The 15,064-nt window shown below is 39.0% G+C and carries 12 protein-coding genes; all 12 read right to left on the reverse strand.

The annotated features are described in order from the left end of the window. Positions 1–56 precede the first annotated feature (56 nt). The 12 genes from C1726_RS11455 to mfd all read right to left on the reverse strand — a co-directional run bounded on the left by C1726_RS11455 (position 57) and on the right by mfd (position 14,872). Positions 57–1,040, reverse strand: a complete 984-nt coding sequence (locus C1726_RS11455; protein WP_102273297.1) for a serine/threonine protein kinase — start codon at positions 1,038–1,040, stop codon at positions 57–59. Continuing rightward, a complete protein-coding gene (locus C1726_RS11460; RefSeq protein ID WP_102273298.1) occupies positions 1,009–1,746 on the reverse strand; it encodes a vWA domain-containing protein in 738 nt (245 codons plus the stop codon). The genes C1726_RS11455 and C1726_RS11460 overlap by 32 nt, the downstream gene beginning before the upstream one ends. Before the next feature lie 89 nt (positions 1,747–1,835). Beyond that, entirely contained in the window at positions 1,836–4,322 is a 2,487-nt protein-coding gene (spoIIE, locus tag C1726_RS11465) for a stage II sporulation protein E (RefSeq protein WP_102273299.1), read from the reverse strand. 426 nt (positions 4,323–4,748) lie between these two features. Then, positions 4,749–5,207, reverse strand: a complete 459-nt coding sequence (locus tag C1726_RS11470; RefSeq protein WP_053479367.1) for a S1 domain-containing RNA-binding protein — start codon at positions 5,205–5,207, stop codon at positions 4,749–4,751. An 86-nt stretch (positions 5,208–5,293) separates the two neighbouring features. Further along, positions 5,294–5,701, reverse strand: coding sequence for an FtsB family cell division protein (locus C1726_RS11475; RefSeq protein ID WP_102273300.1), 408 nt, complete (start codon positions 5,699–5,701; stop codon positions 5,294–5,296). Positions 5,702–5,714: 13 nt separating this feature from the next. Next, entirely contained in the window at positions 5,715–6,347 is a 633-nt protein-coding gene (gene yabQ, locus C1726_RS11480; protein WP_102273301.1) for a spore cortex biosynthesis protein YabQ, read from the reverse strand. Then, complete coding sequence (gene yabP / locus C1726_RS11485) at positions 6,344–6,649, reverse strand: sporulation protein YabP (protein ID WP_102273302.1); 306 nt, start codon at positions 6,647–6,649, stop codon at positions 6,344–6,346. Before yabP ends, yabQ begins: the two co-directional genes overlap by 4 nt. A gap of 345 nt (positions 6,650–6,994) precedes the next feature. Then, positions 6,995–7,261: an RNA-binding S4 domain-containing protein gene (locus tag C1726_RS11490; RefSeq protein WP_102273303.1), complete on the reverse strand. Its 267-nt coding sequence runs from the start codon at positions 7,259–7,261 to the stop codon at positions 6,995–6,997. Positions 7,262–7,278: 17 nt separating this feature from the next. Beyond that, a complete protein-coding gene (gene yabN / locus C1726_RS11495; protein WP_102273304.1) occupies positions 7,279–8,736 on the reverse strand; it encodes a bifunctional methyltransferase/pyrophosphohydrolase YabN in 1,458 nt (485 codons plus the stop codon). Between the two features lie 15 nt (positions 8,737–8,751). Then, the gene (locus tag C1726_RS11500; RefSeq protein WP_102273305.1) at positions 8,752–10,353 is read right to left on the reverse strand and encodes a putative polysaccharide biosynthesis protein; all 1,602 of its coding nucleotides are present in this window, start codon (positions 10,351–10,353) and stop codon (positions 8,752–8,754) included. 172 nt (positions 10,354–10,525) lie between these two features. Then, positions 10,526–11,062, reverse strand: coding sequence for a stage V sporulation protein T (gene spoVT, locus C1726_RS11505; RefSeq protein ID WP_102273306.1), 537 nt, complete (start codon positions 11,060–11,062; stop codon positions 10,526–10,528). Positions 11,063–11,335: 273 nt separating this feature from the next. Beyond that, positions 11,336–14,872 carry a transcription-repair coupling factor gene (gene mfd / locus C1726_RS11510; RefSeq protein WP_102273307.1) on the reverse strand — a complete coding sequence of 1,179 codons (3,537 nt, stop codon included), beginning with the start codon at positions 14,870–14,872 and terminating at the stop codon, positions 11,336–11,338. Positions 14,873–15,064: the final 192 nt, after the last annotated feature.

The following is a 15,064-nucleotide window of genomic DNA, read 5'->3' on the forward strand; positions in this document are numbered from 1 at the left end:
AAAAAATATCATGTCTAAATATAGTCTTCTTTGAGCATAGCATATATAACTAATTTTTACGTTAATTGACCATAAATATAGAAAAGGTAGAGAAGAGAAATAATAATAAAAATTAAAATGGTTTCAAATAGACCGCTTCGATTCCTTTTTCTAGTATAATTCTGCCCGCTTACCCTTCTAATTGATTGCCTTGTTTGAGTCTGTTTTCTCTGGGGATGGCGTGTTTTATGATCGGACTGGGGCTGATTAAGCTGCAGCATCGCTGACCTCATTTCCTTCGCACTTGAAAAATTCCCTTTTAAGGCATGCAATAAGGTGCTTTCATATTTTTTGAGTTCATCTTTTCCCTTAATCATGGCCTCCAGCTGTTTCAGATCACCCGACGTTTTATTAAACCGCTTTGGGTAAGAGATATTAATAAGAATCATGGCAACTGCAAAAAGATCGTAGCCCGGATCAGCCTTCCTTGATCCAAGTCCCCAATACCCCCGATCAAAGAATTCTGTAAACTCCTTAATTGCCCTTCCTTGAATAGTCGTTCCACCGACATCAATACAGCGTATACGCGCAGGCGGTCCTGTTACAATCAAGTTATCGGGCTTCAGGTCACCGAACACCCAGCCATTTTGATGAAGCGTATGCAAATCATTTAAAAGCTGTAAAATAAGCACCTCTGTCCATACTTGCCCATTTTGCTGAATAAAGGTTAATAAATCTGGACCTTGGATATATTCCATGACATAAAAGGAAATTTGCCCGCCCCTTTGCTGCCAGTCATCAACATCAAGCAAAGAAGGCCCGAGGGCAGACCCTTGGACCTTTGCAAAGGATTTTAGAACATTCACTTCACTAGTTATGGACATGCCGTTATCGCTCATTTTCAGCGCAACTGGCTGATTGCGAAATTGCGCTAAATAGACGATACCGTTAGCCCCAAATCCTAATTCCCTGATAATTTTATATTGATTACGGTGCCATTTTCCTTCTATTAGTGTTCCTGATTTTACATTAAACTGATTCTTCAAAGAATGATTCATCATCACGAGAGAACAAACTCCTTAATGATCGTTTTTTCTTAAAATAACTTAATGCCTCACGAATGGCTGGACCGGTTGGCGTAATTCCGCCAGTTGTTAATTTGCCAAACACACTTGTGAGCGAGCCAAGATTCGGAGTCCAGTCCAGCACCTTCTCAACTTCTTTCTTTCTAGCTGGAAAGACAAAAACGCTAAAATGATTATCGCCTGAACGGGCATTTAAACTTAAGGATAGGTCCAGCAGCGCTTCCTTTACAGTTGGAAGTTTCTCCTTCATACTCGCGCTCATATCCACTAATATAAGCACTTCCAGCTCAACGGTTTCCCCAAGCTCATCGACAACCTCCATCACTTCTCCTCTTTGATCCGGCGGAAGGTCCTCGACTTTTTTGCTGCTGCCAAGAATTTGCTGCAGCTCACGATTCACTACCCCTTGCAATGTTTGTGTCATTGCCTTTCTCGTAACCATTTGAACGGTTTGCGACAACTGTTTTGCATAAACAACCTGACTGACGCCTCCGCCTGACATCGCGATGCCCTCAATCTCATTCATTCCCTTTTCATCGATGACATCATGTTCCATCACACCAATGACATTCACCGTAATCCCTTGCTCTTTTGCCAGCGCGGCCATCGCAATTGGATCCTCTCCTTGATTCGAGCAGCCGTCCGTAATTAATAAAATCTGCTTCAAAGTTCCCGTTTTCATGAAACGCCCCTCCTATACCATCGTTGTTTCCATTTTCGACCGGCAAGAAGGGAAATATACATATATTATCTGATATTGGGTTAAATTAACTAGTTAGCCATTTTTCTTATTTTATTAACAGGAATGCTTGTCCATTTTGGTGTATTATGTTTAATCTTTGCAACAATAACTGTCATATCATCCTCAATAAACCCGGATCTTGATCGAATAACTTCCTCCATAATCAGATCAGCTACCGCCTGCGGATCCTCTGTTTTCAATTCCAGGATTTTTCTTTTCATCCATAAATCGAAATTTTCTACATGCTTTGGCCCCTCAAAAATCCCATCACTCATCATAATTAATAAATCCCCTGCTTTAAGCTGCTCACTAACAACATCTACTTCAAACTCTTGAATAATCCCCATTGGAAGGTTGCTTGCCTGTATTTTTATTACCTTGTTCCCTCTCTTAATAAAGCTTGGTGTCGATCCAATCTTCAGAAATTCAGCCCCCGCATTTTGGAGGTCAATCATCGCCAAATCTAATGTTGAAAAAATTTCATCAGTTGTGCGCAATGATAATACAGAATTTACCGACTTTATGGCCACCTTTTCTTCTATCCCTGATTGCAAAATCTTTTGAAGCAGCTGAAGTGTTTCTTTACTTTCTACATGTGCCCGTTCTCCGTTCCCCATTCCATCACTAATAGCGATAGCATATTTTCCACAGCCAAGCTCCATCGTTGAATAACTGTCTCCAGAAAGAAATCCGCCATCTTTTGCCGCATGGGCAACCGCACTTTCAACGGTATAGGCTTTAGCAGAACGGAAAGTTACATGGCAAAAACCATTAGGATATGCCGAGCAATCCTCTGAACTTACAACAATCGATTCTCCAAGAATATCGGACAGCATCGGTGCTATCAATTTCTCACATTCCCCATGCCCGTTGCAGTATGGAATGGTCATATCAATATCTACATTTCTCTGTTCTAAGCTATAAATTTCCACTTGTTCTATTTGGATACCAAACTCCTGTAAAGCTTCTAAAATCAGTTCTTCCTGCTTATGATGATTTTCTCGTTCCCTTTGAATTTCCTTTGCAAAATCACCCATCACCTCTGATACACCAAGTAATTGTTCAGCTACTAATCTTCTGCTCTCTTTTACCTGTTTTTTTAACTTCTGATTTGCATGATAGAAAGTGAGCTCCTGCTGGATTGTATCAGTCACTTTTTTTGCCCGATTACAATATTTATCCCATTCTCTCGAAAGTTTTGGTGATAGATCGCCATGATTATAGTCCATTTCAGTCATAATCTCTTTCATGTAGTCATAAGTTGTATCAAAGTTTCTTGTCCAGCAAAAGTCTTTCTTAAAACACATTTGACAATGTTTTTCTGTAACATTGCTTAAAAAATAATCGATTTCTCTTGCTCCCTCATCCTCTTCCCATTCCGAAGGCTCATCATGTGATGAAAAGCTTTTTGAAAGGGCCTGAAATACGTTTGAGAACTGTGCGACTCTCTGTGCAGTAACATCGCGCATTTTGCGCATATATTGCTGCTGTTCTGCAGCATGTTCTGCCGTACCTGGAATATGCTTTGCAAGCTTTGTTAATAAGGCTTGAGGTGTAAAAATAAACAAGAAAATAGCTGCCGCTGTCTCTAATAACGTTTTATAAAGAGTGCCGCCTCCTTCGCCATACATCCCAATTAAAAGGGTGGCAATTAAAAGTCCTGCAGACACACCTATCTTTCTCCCATCTTTTAATAAACCACCAAGCAGACCTGCAAAAGCTAGCAGACTCATATGGTAGAAGCTTGTTATATTGGCAAGACTAAATATTAGACCTGTTACGACGCCTACTGTAGAGCCCACTGTCGCTCCGGCAACTAACGCAAACAATAACACTAAGTATCTAGACAGAATATGCTCAATAGAAAGCCCATAAACCGTCCAGCCAATCGTTCCAGTCATAACAGTAGCAAGCATAATAATTAAACAAACAATTTCCTCTATCTTCAACGATTGCTTTCGCTTGTTAACAGACAATAACGGTAGACTTTGAACAAAAATGAGTGTGAGAATAAAGCCTAAGCTTGCTTCAACACCAGCCATCATTCCATCGAAAAGTGTCAGCTGTTTCATTCGTATAAAGTCTTCCAATAGTTTTCCTGCTGCGATTGTAAAAAACACAAAAAACGGCAAGGCCTTTAACTCATTAGCGAGCCATTTTTTTGCTATTCGATAGGCAATTAAGAATAAAAAACTAATTCCAAATGAAGTTACAGCATTAGAAATAGAGATGGTTGCAGCTCCAGCAATTAATCCTATAAGAGCAATCGGCGCCTTTTCCTTTCTTAAAAAATATACTGCCGCGAAGAAAGGAAGGCTAAAAGGTGTCAGCTGGGCTAAAATCAGCGCTCTACCAAGTAAAAATCCGATTAATAAAAGGAGATAGCCCTTTTTAAGAAAGATAGTCTCACACATTTGCTGAAATTTATTTAATCCTTTAGTAAGTTCCCATTTAGGTTTAGTAAAATTCACTTCTCCAAGCGGATGGACTACATTCCTTTCTACACTATTTGCCATTTTAACTACACTCCCCACTTTTTATCGTTGCACATCATTATAAGTTTGAAATGGAAAGAAGTTTGTCAAAATGGTGGACATGCCTTGTTTTTTCGTTCGACTTATTTCCCTGAAATATCTAATAAGTAAACAAAAATAATCAAATGATTGACACATGCCAATTCATTTTCCCCTTCTTTAAAGGCATAAAAACGAAGAAGCTGCAAAATCAAATATCTCATTTGCCTTTATACTAAAAAGATTGACGAACGAATATTTCCCATGCGACATAATCCTATAAAAAATTCATCAGCTTGAATTTCATTAATATTTGATGGAGCTTTTTAGATAAAAAAAAGACAAGTCTGTGTCAGACTTGTCTTTTGCCTATGGGAATAATAAACGATAAACCCTGCTATATAAAATGTATATCAATTAAGCAGCAAGTTACCCTCGTCTAGCGCCTCTTCCCCCACGTTTTGATTCAGTATTGCGTTTTAAAGATGATAAACGATCTTCACTATCCTTTAAGAAACGAGCCATTTTAGATTCAAAGTTTTCTCGGGAAGGACGATTATCATTTGATCTGCCTTGACGTGGACGTTGAGAATGTGAATGTCCCCTTGACTCTCTTCTGTCGCCTCTTTCAGGACGCTCTGTTCTTTCAGGCCGGTCTTTAGCTTTTTTAATGGATAAACCGATCTTTCCATCCTTTTCGACATTAATGACTTTAACCTCAACTTGGTCACCGACCTTAAGATGCTCATTAATATCCTTTACATAATTGTCTGCAACTTCACTAATGTGTACCAGACCTGTTGAGCCTTCCGGTAACTCCACAAACGCTCCGAAATTTGTAATTCCTGTTACCTTACCCTGTAACTTGCTGCCCACTTCGATTGACATAAAAAGATATTGCCTCCTTGAGTTATATAAAAAATCATACTTACTATATATTATACAGAATATGAAAAAAGAGTTCAATACAAGGTCTACTTAGTTGATTTTCCCTTTTTGTCCTCGTTTTCCTTATTCTCGGGGATATTAAAAATGACTTCCCCATTTTCGGAAAGGAAATAATCTTTCCTGGCAAGCTTAGAAATGTATTCATCATCATTTAATTTTACGATTTCTTCTTCTAACATCACTTCTTGTTTCTTTAGCAAGGCTAAATCCTGATCAAGCTTCTTTTTTTCTGCTCTCTTTTCATCAAGAACAGAGGATTGCGAAACGAGTGTAGAGATCATGAAAACTAAAATGGCGGCTGCTCCTAAAAAAAACACGGTTAACCTTCTGAATAGACGTTTTCTTTTCATATTTACATTAATCTCGGCTACTTCTTGCTGTTTTGCATAGCTTGTCTGTATTTTGGCTACATTTCTTTTCTTGATGGCACTCACTTCGCACCCTCCCTTACTTTTTATTTTTATTCCATCTAGAAATCCACTTAAAGAAGAAATTCTTTATTTGTTTAAAAATTCCTGCCAATCTATTATATATCTTATCGACTGTTTTTTTAATATGTTTCGGCAAAAGTTTCCAAATTAGCAAAAAAAGCCACTTTACAGGCAGTAAAATGAGTTTCAATATAAATAATACTAGTTTTAGCACTGCTTTTAACAGTGATAAAAGACCCTTTCCTAATAAAATAAATAAAGAAATAATCGCAACAATTAATGTGCGAATCGGCTTATAAATAACAAAATGAAATAATTTCAACAAAAAGCGGTAAAAATTGATAACCATTGAAATAAGGATTTCTAGTAATCGGAGATAGACTCCCTTAAATAAACTTTGGTAGGCCGCAAATCCGCATAAAAGGGCAAGGAATATATATCCTCTTAATTCACCCTTATTGGCTAAAAACAAAATGTAAAAAATCGCTAACCCTTGTACAATCCAAAAAAGGATATCATTTATAAAAACGATCAGGCGATTCCGCTCTGTCCGCTTTAAAAATCGATTATATGTATCAAGGGCAGCGCCAAATACACAACCCATGCCAACCATAGCCAGCATGGTAATGAATTGAGTTGTTAATGTCATCGGAATAGCTTGCTAAAGAATCCTTTAGCCTTATCTCCATGCTGATCATCCAGATAGACGAGATCAAAGATTTTCCCCTTAATCGAGACAACTCCCTTATCTACATCTAAATTCTTCATTTGCAGATTCTGGCCCTTTATTGCTAGAAAACCCATAACTGTATCTAACAGAAACTCTTCATTGTCAAAGCTTTCAACCTGCTTTACCCCAGTAATGTCTAACAGCCTTCTGCTTCGCATGATGACATCATGTTCCTGAACATTTGTTTTCGTTGTTGAATTTGTCTCATAAAATTGACTCATTCATTCATCCCTCACATTCACAAAGTACAAGCTTTTTGTACATGTTTATGAATGAAAAGGATAGAATAGAACAATGAAATGCGGAGGCGACTGTTTAGCCCCGACAAGCATAAGACGAGCCGGGTAGAAGGTTGTTCTTTAACCTTCTAACCGGATTGGCTTATGACCTCGAGGGGCTAGGAGCCGCAGCTGGACATCATGTAATGCGGAGGGGGCTTGACCAGGGGCGACAAGCATAAGACAAATCGGCAGGAAGGTTGTTTTTTAACCTTCTTGACGAGTTGGCTTATGACCTCGAGCCCCTTGCCGCCGCAGCTGGACATCATGTAATGCGGAGGTGCCTGCTTAGCCTTCCGATTCTACCTTCTCTTCTTTTATTATCGTGTACATTTCAGCAGCATCTTCTTTTCTTGTTGTTTCCTGTATACGATCGATTTTTACAGTCACTAATTTTTGACCAAAGCGAACAACTAATTCATCTCCAACTTTCACGGTAGTACTTGCTTTTGCTTGCCCGCCATTAACTAAAATACGCCCCTGATCAGACACTTCTTTCGCTAGCGTTCTTCTTTTGATTAACCGTGATACTTTTAAAAATTTATCTAATCTCATGCATACCACTCCTCTATTTATAGACCTTTTTCTTTTGCTTCATCCCAAAATTGGTCAAGCTGCTCTAATTGGAAATCTCCAAAGGGCTTTCCGCTTTCCTTTACCTTTTTTTCCACATATGAAAAGCGGCGTCTAAATTTTTGATTTGTCTCATATAGTGCCTCTTCAGGATCAATTTTGTAAAACCTGGCGATATTAACAAAGGCAAAGAGAATATCACCAAATTCATTTGCCATTTTTTCGCTGCTATTCGCTGCTTCTAATTCGAATTCACGAATCTCTTCTTTTACTTTCTCCCAAGCTGGTCCTACTTCCTCCCAGTCAAAGCCAACTTTCGCCGCTTTCCTCTGAATTTCCGCAGCTGCCATTAAATTCGGAAGGGACTTCCCTACTTGATCAAGGAGTGATTCTTCTTCTATCCCCTTTTCTTCTTGTTTAATAGCCTCCCAATTCTTCAAAACATCTTCTTCGGTTTCCGCTGTTGTTTGACCAAATACATGCGGATGACGGCGAATCATTTTTTCAGACAGACCTTCAACGACATCATCTATTGAGAATAACCCTTCATCCTCGCCAATTTGTGCATGCAGGAGGACTTGAAGAAGAACATCGCCAAGCTCTTCAATCATATGATCAGTATCCTCTTCATTTATCGCTTCAATAAGTTCATACGCCTCTTCGATTACATACTTCTTTAAAGATTCATGCGTTTGCTTTTTATCCCATGGACAGCCATTAGGTCCACGCAATTCAGCAATAATATGACGGAGCTTGGAAAACCTTTTATATAAAATAGCTTCATCCTTGACTGGCGGGATGTATACGGACGTTAAATTATTTAATTCTACTTCACGGTCAAGTTCATACAACGGAACCTTTTGAATCCGTTCGAATTGGCTGCCTGCAGCAGTCACAATATATATTTCATAGTCATACGGGAGGATATCCATAAGTGTAAGCTTTACTTCTGAAGCAACAAATTGATCATATACCTGACCAATCATTACATGCTGTTTCACTTCGATTTCATCCTTCTTCAGGCTTGTACCATCGAGAAGCTGAAAGCCATCGATAGGGTCAATTTTTAATGCTTGGAATAGGGCATCAAGAAAGCTTTGACCGCCGCCAATTTCTATATCCACACCTTTTCCAGGTGCTTGTTCGAGTAAAAGCTGTACAGTTTGTTCAGCCACAAGCGGATGACCTGGCACTGCATAGATGATATTTCCATTAGATAGCGCTTCATCAAGAAGCTTATGACAAATCTCCTCATATACTGCTTGAAATTGATCATGGCTTTCATAAACAGAATCAAAAGATGTAAAACTCAACCCCTCTTTTTCTAGTTCATTTACAACTGGATGCTCCTTTGTACGCAAAAAAAGTGGGTCCGCGCTCTTTAATGCCCGATACACACCAAGTGGAAGCTGATCCAAATCTCCTGCGCCAAGCCCGAGTATACGAATTTTTTTCATCTGCTTCTTCAACTCCTATTTCTTTTTTGGCAGGAAAAACAATAGCTTGCTTCCAAAAGGCAGCATGGCAAGTTCCTCCTCTTTAAAAGTCCTTCCCTTTATAACAATCCATAAATATACGATTGCTCCTATAATTACAGCACTTACTGCCTGAAAGCCTGCAAACAGACGATCATGATCAAAGGTTGGGAATAGACCTGTTGTATATAAATAAAGCTTTAAAACAAACGTCATGGCAAGTGCTGCTGCACTTACAACAAGGATAAATCGTATGCTTAAAATCGACGTTTTTAATACTATTCGAAGCCTATATAACAATAAGAACATCACCATACATAACGTGATAATGGAAGCAATTGCCGCTCCCATCGTATCAAAGAACGGGACAAGAACCATATTCAAACCATATTTGACTCCAAATCCGCCGAGAATAATACAAGCAGGGAATAGGAAATTGCCTAAACCCTGAAGAATAGCGGTTGCAGTAATAATTATGGAGGTAAATAAAATCAGCAAACATAATACTCCAAGCACTTCAGAACCCTCACTATTTTCAAATAGCATTTGATTAGTAGGTTTAATAATACTCCATAAGCCAAATGTTGCACCAACCCCAATGAATAAACCAATTTGAAGGGCAAGGCGAATTTTATCATGCATATATTCCACTTGCTCTCTCAGCTTTTCACTCGTTATCATCGGAACGAGAGATAACGACATAGAAGTTGCAACAACCGTCCCAAGCTGTATTAATGGCTGTCCCCTGTCATAAATTCCTTTCAATCCCTTTGCCCCTTCACTCGTAAATCCGGAAGAGTGAAGGATGGAATATAGGTTCAATGAATCAGCCATTTGAATAAAAACGAGAAGCATGCTGCTGATACAAACAGCAAAACCTTGAAACAGAAGCGCGTTAGCAATTTTTCCGCTTTCTCTCCAATTTATTTTTTCAATCGAGAGGAATGTTCGTTTTCTTCTAGTCCAATAAAATATGCTCAATACCAGTACAGCTGTTATTCCACCGGTTATTGAGCCAAGAACGGCTCCACTTCCAACTATGTATAAGCTGTACTCTTTTTTTGTCAGAATCCAGGCAGCTAGCAAAATGGTAAGAACACGAACAAACTGTTCGGCAACCTGAGAAACTGCGGTCGGAATCATATTGCCAGTTCCTTGAAAATACCCTCTGAGGACGGATACAATCGGAAAAATCAGAAAGACAAACGATATCATTTGCAGCAATTGCGCAAGCCCTTGATCTCCCATTAAGGCTGCAAGCCATTCAGCTCCCCAGTAAAGAATCGAAAAGCCGGAAAAACCAATTGCCATTAAAACAACTGCAGAAATGGCAAATAAACGATGTATGCCATTCTTTCCCTGCTTTACTGCCTGCTCTGCATAAAGCTTAGAGATAATAACCGGAAACCCATTCGTCGCTAATACTAATGCAACACCATAGAATGGGTACACCTGCTGATAAATATAAAATCCAACATCTCCAACTATATTTTGAAATGGTACGCGATACATCGCACTTAATACTTTTGTAATTAAAGCAGCAATCGTTAAAATGAGTGCTCCTTTAAAGAGATCTCTAGAATCTTTTTCGGGCCTCATAGCCCAACTCCTCCCAAAACACAATCAGCAATAATTCAGAAGTATTATAACATAGAAAAGCGGAGGTGCCTTGTTCACCCCCGACAAGCTTAAGACAAAGAAAAAAGGCAGCATATCGCTACCCCTTTTTCAAGTATATTCTTTTGCAAATTCTAGAAGGCTGGCGCACTTCTTAAGATTCCATTTGTCTTGCTAAGAAGCTCGCAGCAGTTTCCACTGCTTTCTGTTCTACATCACCTAAGGAACCATCTTTTGCATAAATAATTACTGCACCAATTGGATCTCCATTCGCAATGATAGGGCCAATTGTATAAGCGGTTAAATCCTCTGAATTTCCTTCAACCAAGGAGATATTACCTGACTGATTCATAATAACCGAACTGCGGTCCTCCATGGTTTTCTCAACAAGTTCACTAATATTTTTATTTAAATAATCCTTCTTTGAACCGCCTGCAACAGCAATAAACGTATCCCTGTCACAAATTAATACGGGATTGCCAAGGCTGTCATACAATGCTTCTGCATACTCCTTAGCAAAGTCACTAAGCTCACTGATTGGTGAATATTTCTTTAGAATGACTTCTCCATCACGGTCTACAAAAATTTCAAGAGGATCTCCTTCGCGAATACGTAATGTTCTGCGTATTTCCTTAGGAATAACTACACGACCTAAATCATCGATTCGACGAACAATGCCAGTTGCTTTCATCTAATGTTGCCTCACTTTCATCTGATGATTTCGAAAAGCGACTGCGCTAGTCAGCTGTCTAAACTTAAGACGCATCTGCTTTTCATTTAGCAATGCTTTAATTGGGAGAAAATGAATGCATCGCCATGTTTGAACTTAGTATCTTTCATCTGGAAAGTTATATACACATTCAATTATTTTTTTCTCATGCAGTTGGGGTTAACCAAATATGGTTAAACATTACAAGCAGTTTCACTTATGAAATACCCTCATCCTAAGCAAGTCAAACATCTTCTATGAAGTTGTTTGACTCTGCTCCTCTTTTCTTGATTCATAAAGACCACGGACAATTTCAAAGGCAATATTCAGCCACTCGCTAGTTTTCATCCCTTTAATATAAAGAACAGCCTTAAGTTTTTTCCCGTCCATTCCAAGACCAACTGTTCGTCCATATTTACTTGTGACTTCAAAGATTTTCTGACCATCAATTCGCGAGCTAGCTTTTTCAGATAAAAGAATTAAAACTTCATTTTTAGTTTGCTTAATCACTTCAATTCCAGTCATTTCTCCATAAACCTTCATCTCAGTCATTTGGAATAGATAAGATACTTCATCTGGATATTCACCAAATCGATCAAGCATTTCTTCATTTAATTCTTCTAGGTCTTCCAGTGAAGAAACTCCTCTAAATCGTTTATACATTTCAATCTTTTGATGGCCATCATTAATATAAGCATCAGGAAGGTAGGCATCCACTTCAAGGTCTACTTCTGTTCGCGGCTTAACCTCTTCATTCAAATTGCCTTTTCGATCCTCAATAGCTTCTTTTAACATTTGCGAATATAAATCAAATCCAACTGAATCAATGAAGCCATGCTGTTCAGCCCCTAACAGGTTTCCTGCTCCCCTTATCGATAAATCACGCATGGCAATCTTAAATCCGGATCCAAGCTCTGTAAATTCCTTTATCGCTTGAAGCCGTTTTTCTGCCACTTCCGTTAATACTTTATCTTTCCGATAAGTGAAATAAGCATAGGCTACCCGGTTCGAACGGCCAACCCTTCCTCTCAGCTGATAAAGTTGTGAAAGTCCCATTTTATCAGCATCATGAACGATTAATGTATTCACATTCGGAATGTCAACACCTGTTTCAATAATTGTTGTACTCACAAGAACATCAAATTCTCCTGCCAGAAAGCTCAGCATAACAGATTCAAGCTCATTTTCTGTCATTTTCCCATGTGCATAGGTCACCTTCGCATCTGGTACAAGCATAGAAATTTCTTCAGCTTTTCTCTCAATATCCTCAACTCTGTTATAGAGAAAATACACCTGTCCATCTCTCGCAAGTTCTCTTTCTATTGCTTCTCGGACGATCCCGCCATTATATTCCATGACATATGTTTGAATCGGAAAACGATTTTCAGGAGGTGTCTCAATAACCGACAAATCGCGTACACCAAGCATAGACATATGAAGAGTCCTCGGAATTGGCGTTGCAGTAAGCGTCAATACATCAACATTCGTCTTTAGCTGTTTAATCTTTTCTTTATGTGTCACACCAAAGCGCTGCTCTTCATCAACGATTAATAGACCTAAATCCCGGTAGGAAATATCCTTTGATAAAATACGATGCGTACCAACAACAACGTCAACAGCACCAGACTTTAGCCCCTTAATCGTTTCTGTTTGCTGCTTTCTTGACCGAAAACGGCTCAAGAGACCAATTTCAATCGGAAAATCTTGAAACCTTTCACGCATAGTTTCATAATGCTGCTGAGCAAGAATAGTAGTGGGTACAAGAATCGCCACCTGCTTGCCATCCGCAATTGCTTTAAAAGCGGCACGGATGGCCACCTCTGTTTTTCCATAACCGACATCCCCGCAAAGCAACCGGTCCATCGGCCGCTCTCTCTCCATATCGCGTTTAATCTCATGGATCGAGCGAAGCTGGTCCTCTGTTTCTTGGTAGGCGAATGCCGATTCAAATTCACGCTGCATCTCTCCATCCGGGCTAAAAGCATGTCCTTTCGAGGCTTCTCGTTCCGCGTAAAGTTTAATTAGATCATCTGCAATATCTTGAACAGAGGATTCAACTTTCTTTTTAACCCGCTTCCAGTCATTTCCGCCTAATTTATATATTTTTGGCTCTTTCGCCTCTGAACCAACATATTTTTGAATAAGATCAATTTGCTCGACTGGAACATAAAGCTTATCACTGCCCTGGTAGCGTATATGAAGATAATCTTTATGAACGCCATTAATTACTAACGTTTCAATCCCCAAATATTTCCCAATCCCATGATTTACATGGACAACATAATCACCGACTTTTAATTCTGAATAGCTCTTGATTCGTTCAGCATTTGAAAGTTTTTGGCGACGGGGCTGTTTTTTTGTCCGTTTATTGAAAAGCTCTTCTTCCGTAATCACGGCAAGCTTTTGAATCGGCAGTTCAAATCCCGTATGAAGATTTCCTTCTGAGATTTGAACCTTCCCTAAGAGAAGAGGCTGTTTTTCATCAACGAACAGCGTGTCAATTTCATATTCTTCTAATACCCTTTGGAGCTTCTTTACCCGCTCTTCTCCAGGACCTAATAAAATTACCGTATAGTTCGCTTTTTTCCAGCGTTCCAGTTCACCTTTTAACACATTCATCTGCCCATGGAAATTCTGCATTTGCTTGCATGTTACATTAATAATATTTTCAGGACTCGTATTCGGTACATGTCTTAAAAATAAAGACAAGTATATAACTGGCTGCTTCTTCTTATTTAAAAACCCTTTTAAGTCATGAGAAATTTTTACATCATGGATAATTTGACCTTCACCTAATAGGCTTGTATACCATTCCGCTTCTTCCTTCTCCAAAGAGTCATTCATCTCTTGGACACGACTAATTTCATCAATAACAATAAGGCCATTCTCAGGAAGGTAGTCTACTAAACTATTTCTTTCCTCATATGCAAAGGATAGATACTTGAATAGTTGGTCAGGCTTACTGCCCGTTTTTAATTGTTCTAATTCAAAGCTAATATTTTGTGCTAGCTGTGTCTTTGCTTTTTCATCTTTTAACTTTTTAAGACTTGATCCTAAACCTTTTTCTAGTTTTTCGATAATTTTACTAAAATGATCAGCCCGCAAAGGATATTCTGTTGCAGGTCCAATTGTCACTTCTGATAGTTTCTCTTTTGAACGCTGATCCTCCAGTGAAAAAGAACGGATCGAATCTACTTCTGTATCAAATAATTCAATCCGAATAGGGTCTGTCTCTGTTAAAGGATAAATATCAATAATCCCGCCTCTTACACTGAATTCACCTGGGGATGAGACCATTCCAACCCGTGTATATCCCATTTGAACAAATTGAAGGAATTGATCTTCAAGAAGTTCATCGCCTACCTTTAATGTTAATTGGCAAGCCTTCCAAAGGGATGCAGGCGGGAGAATTTTCCTCAATCCTGCCATCGGAGCAATTAATATTCCATTTTTACTCTTGCTCCAATAGTTTAATACTTCTATTCGCTGTGCCTTTAATTCTGGGCTTGCAATGCTAATTTCTGCAGCGATTAACTCATTAGCTGGATATAAAAATACTTCCGATTCCCCTGCTAAATTAACAATATCCTCATATAATTTCTGTGCCTGAAGCAGATTATGTGTAACAATAAGCATCGGCTTTCGTGTCTGTTCATAAACAGAGGCAAGAAAAAGTGTACGTGCAGAACCGGATAAGCCAGATATTAGCTGCTCCCTTAGTCCTTCTTTTATACCAGACAAGACGGACTTTACATCATCTTGCTGACTTATCATATGTTTAAGCCCTATCATGGCTACCCTCCAATCTGAAATGTGGTCAGACCCGACAAGCATAAGACAAGACGACTGGAAGGTTGTTCTTTAACCTTCTTGACGGATTGGCTTATGACTCGAGGGTCTAGCCGCTGCAGCTAGACAGCTATCCCAATTAAAAATGGTATACTTTATCATACTGAAACTCGCAATCGGCTTGTCAGTCCGCTT

Source organism: Cytobacillus massiliigabonensis, assembly GCF_900199725.1.
In the GTDB taxonomy this organism is placed as follows: Bacteria; Bacillota; Bacilli; order Bacillales; family Cytobacillaceae; genus Cytobacillus; species Cytobacillus massiliigabonensis.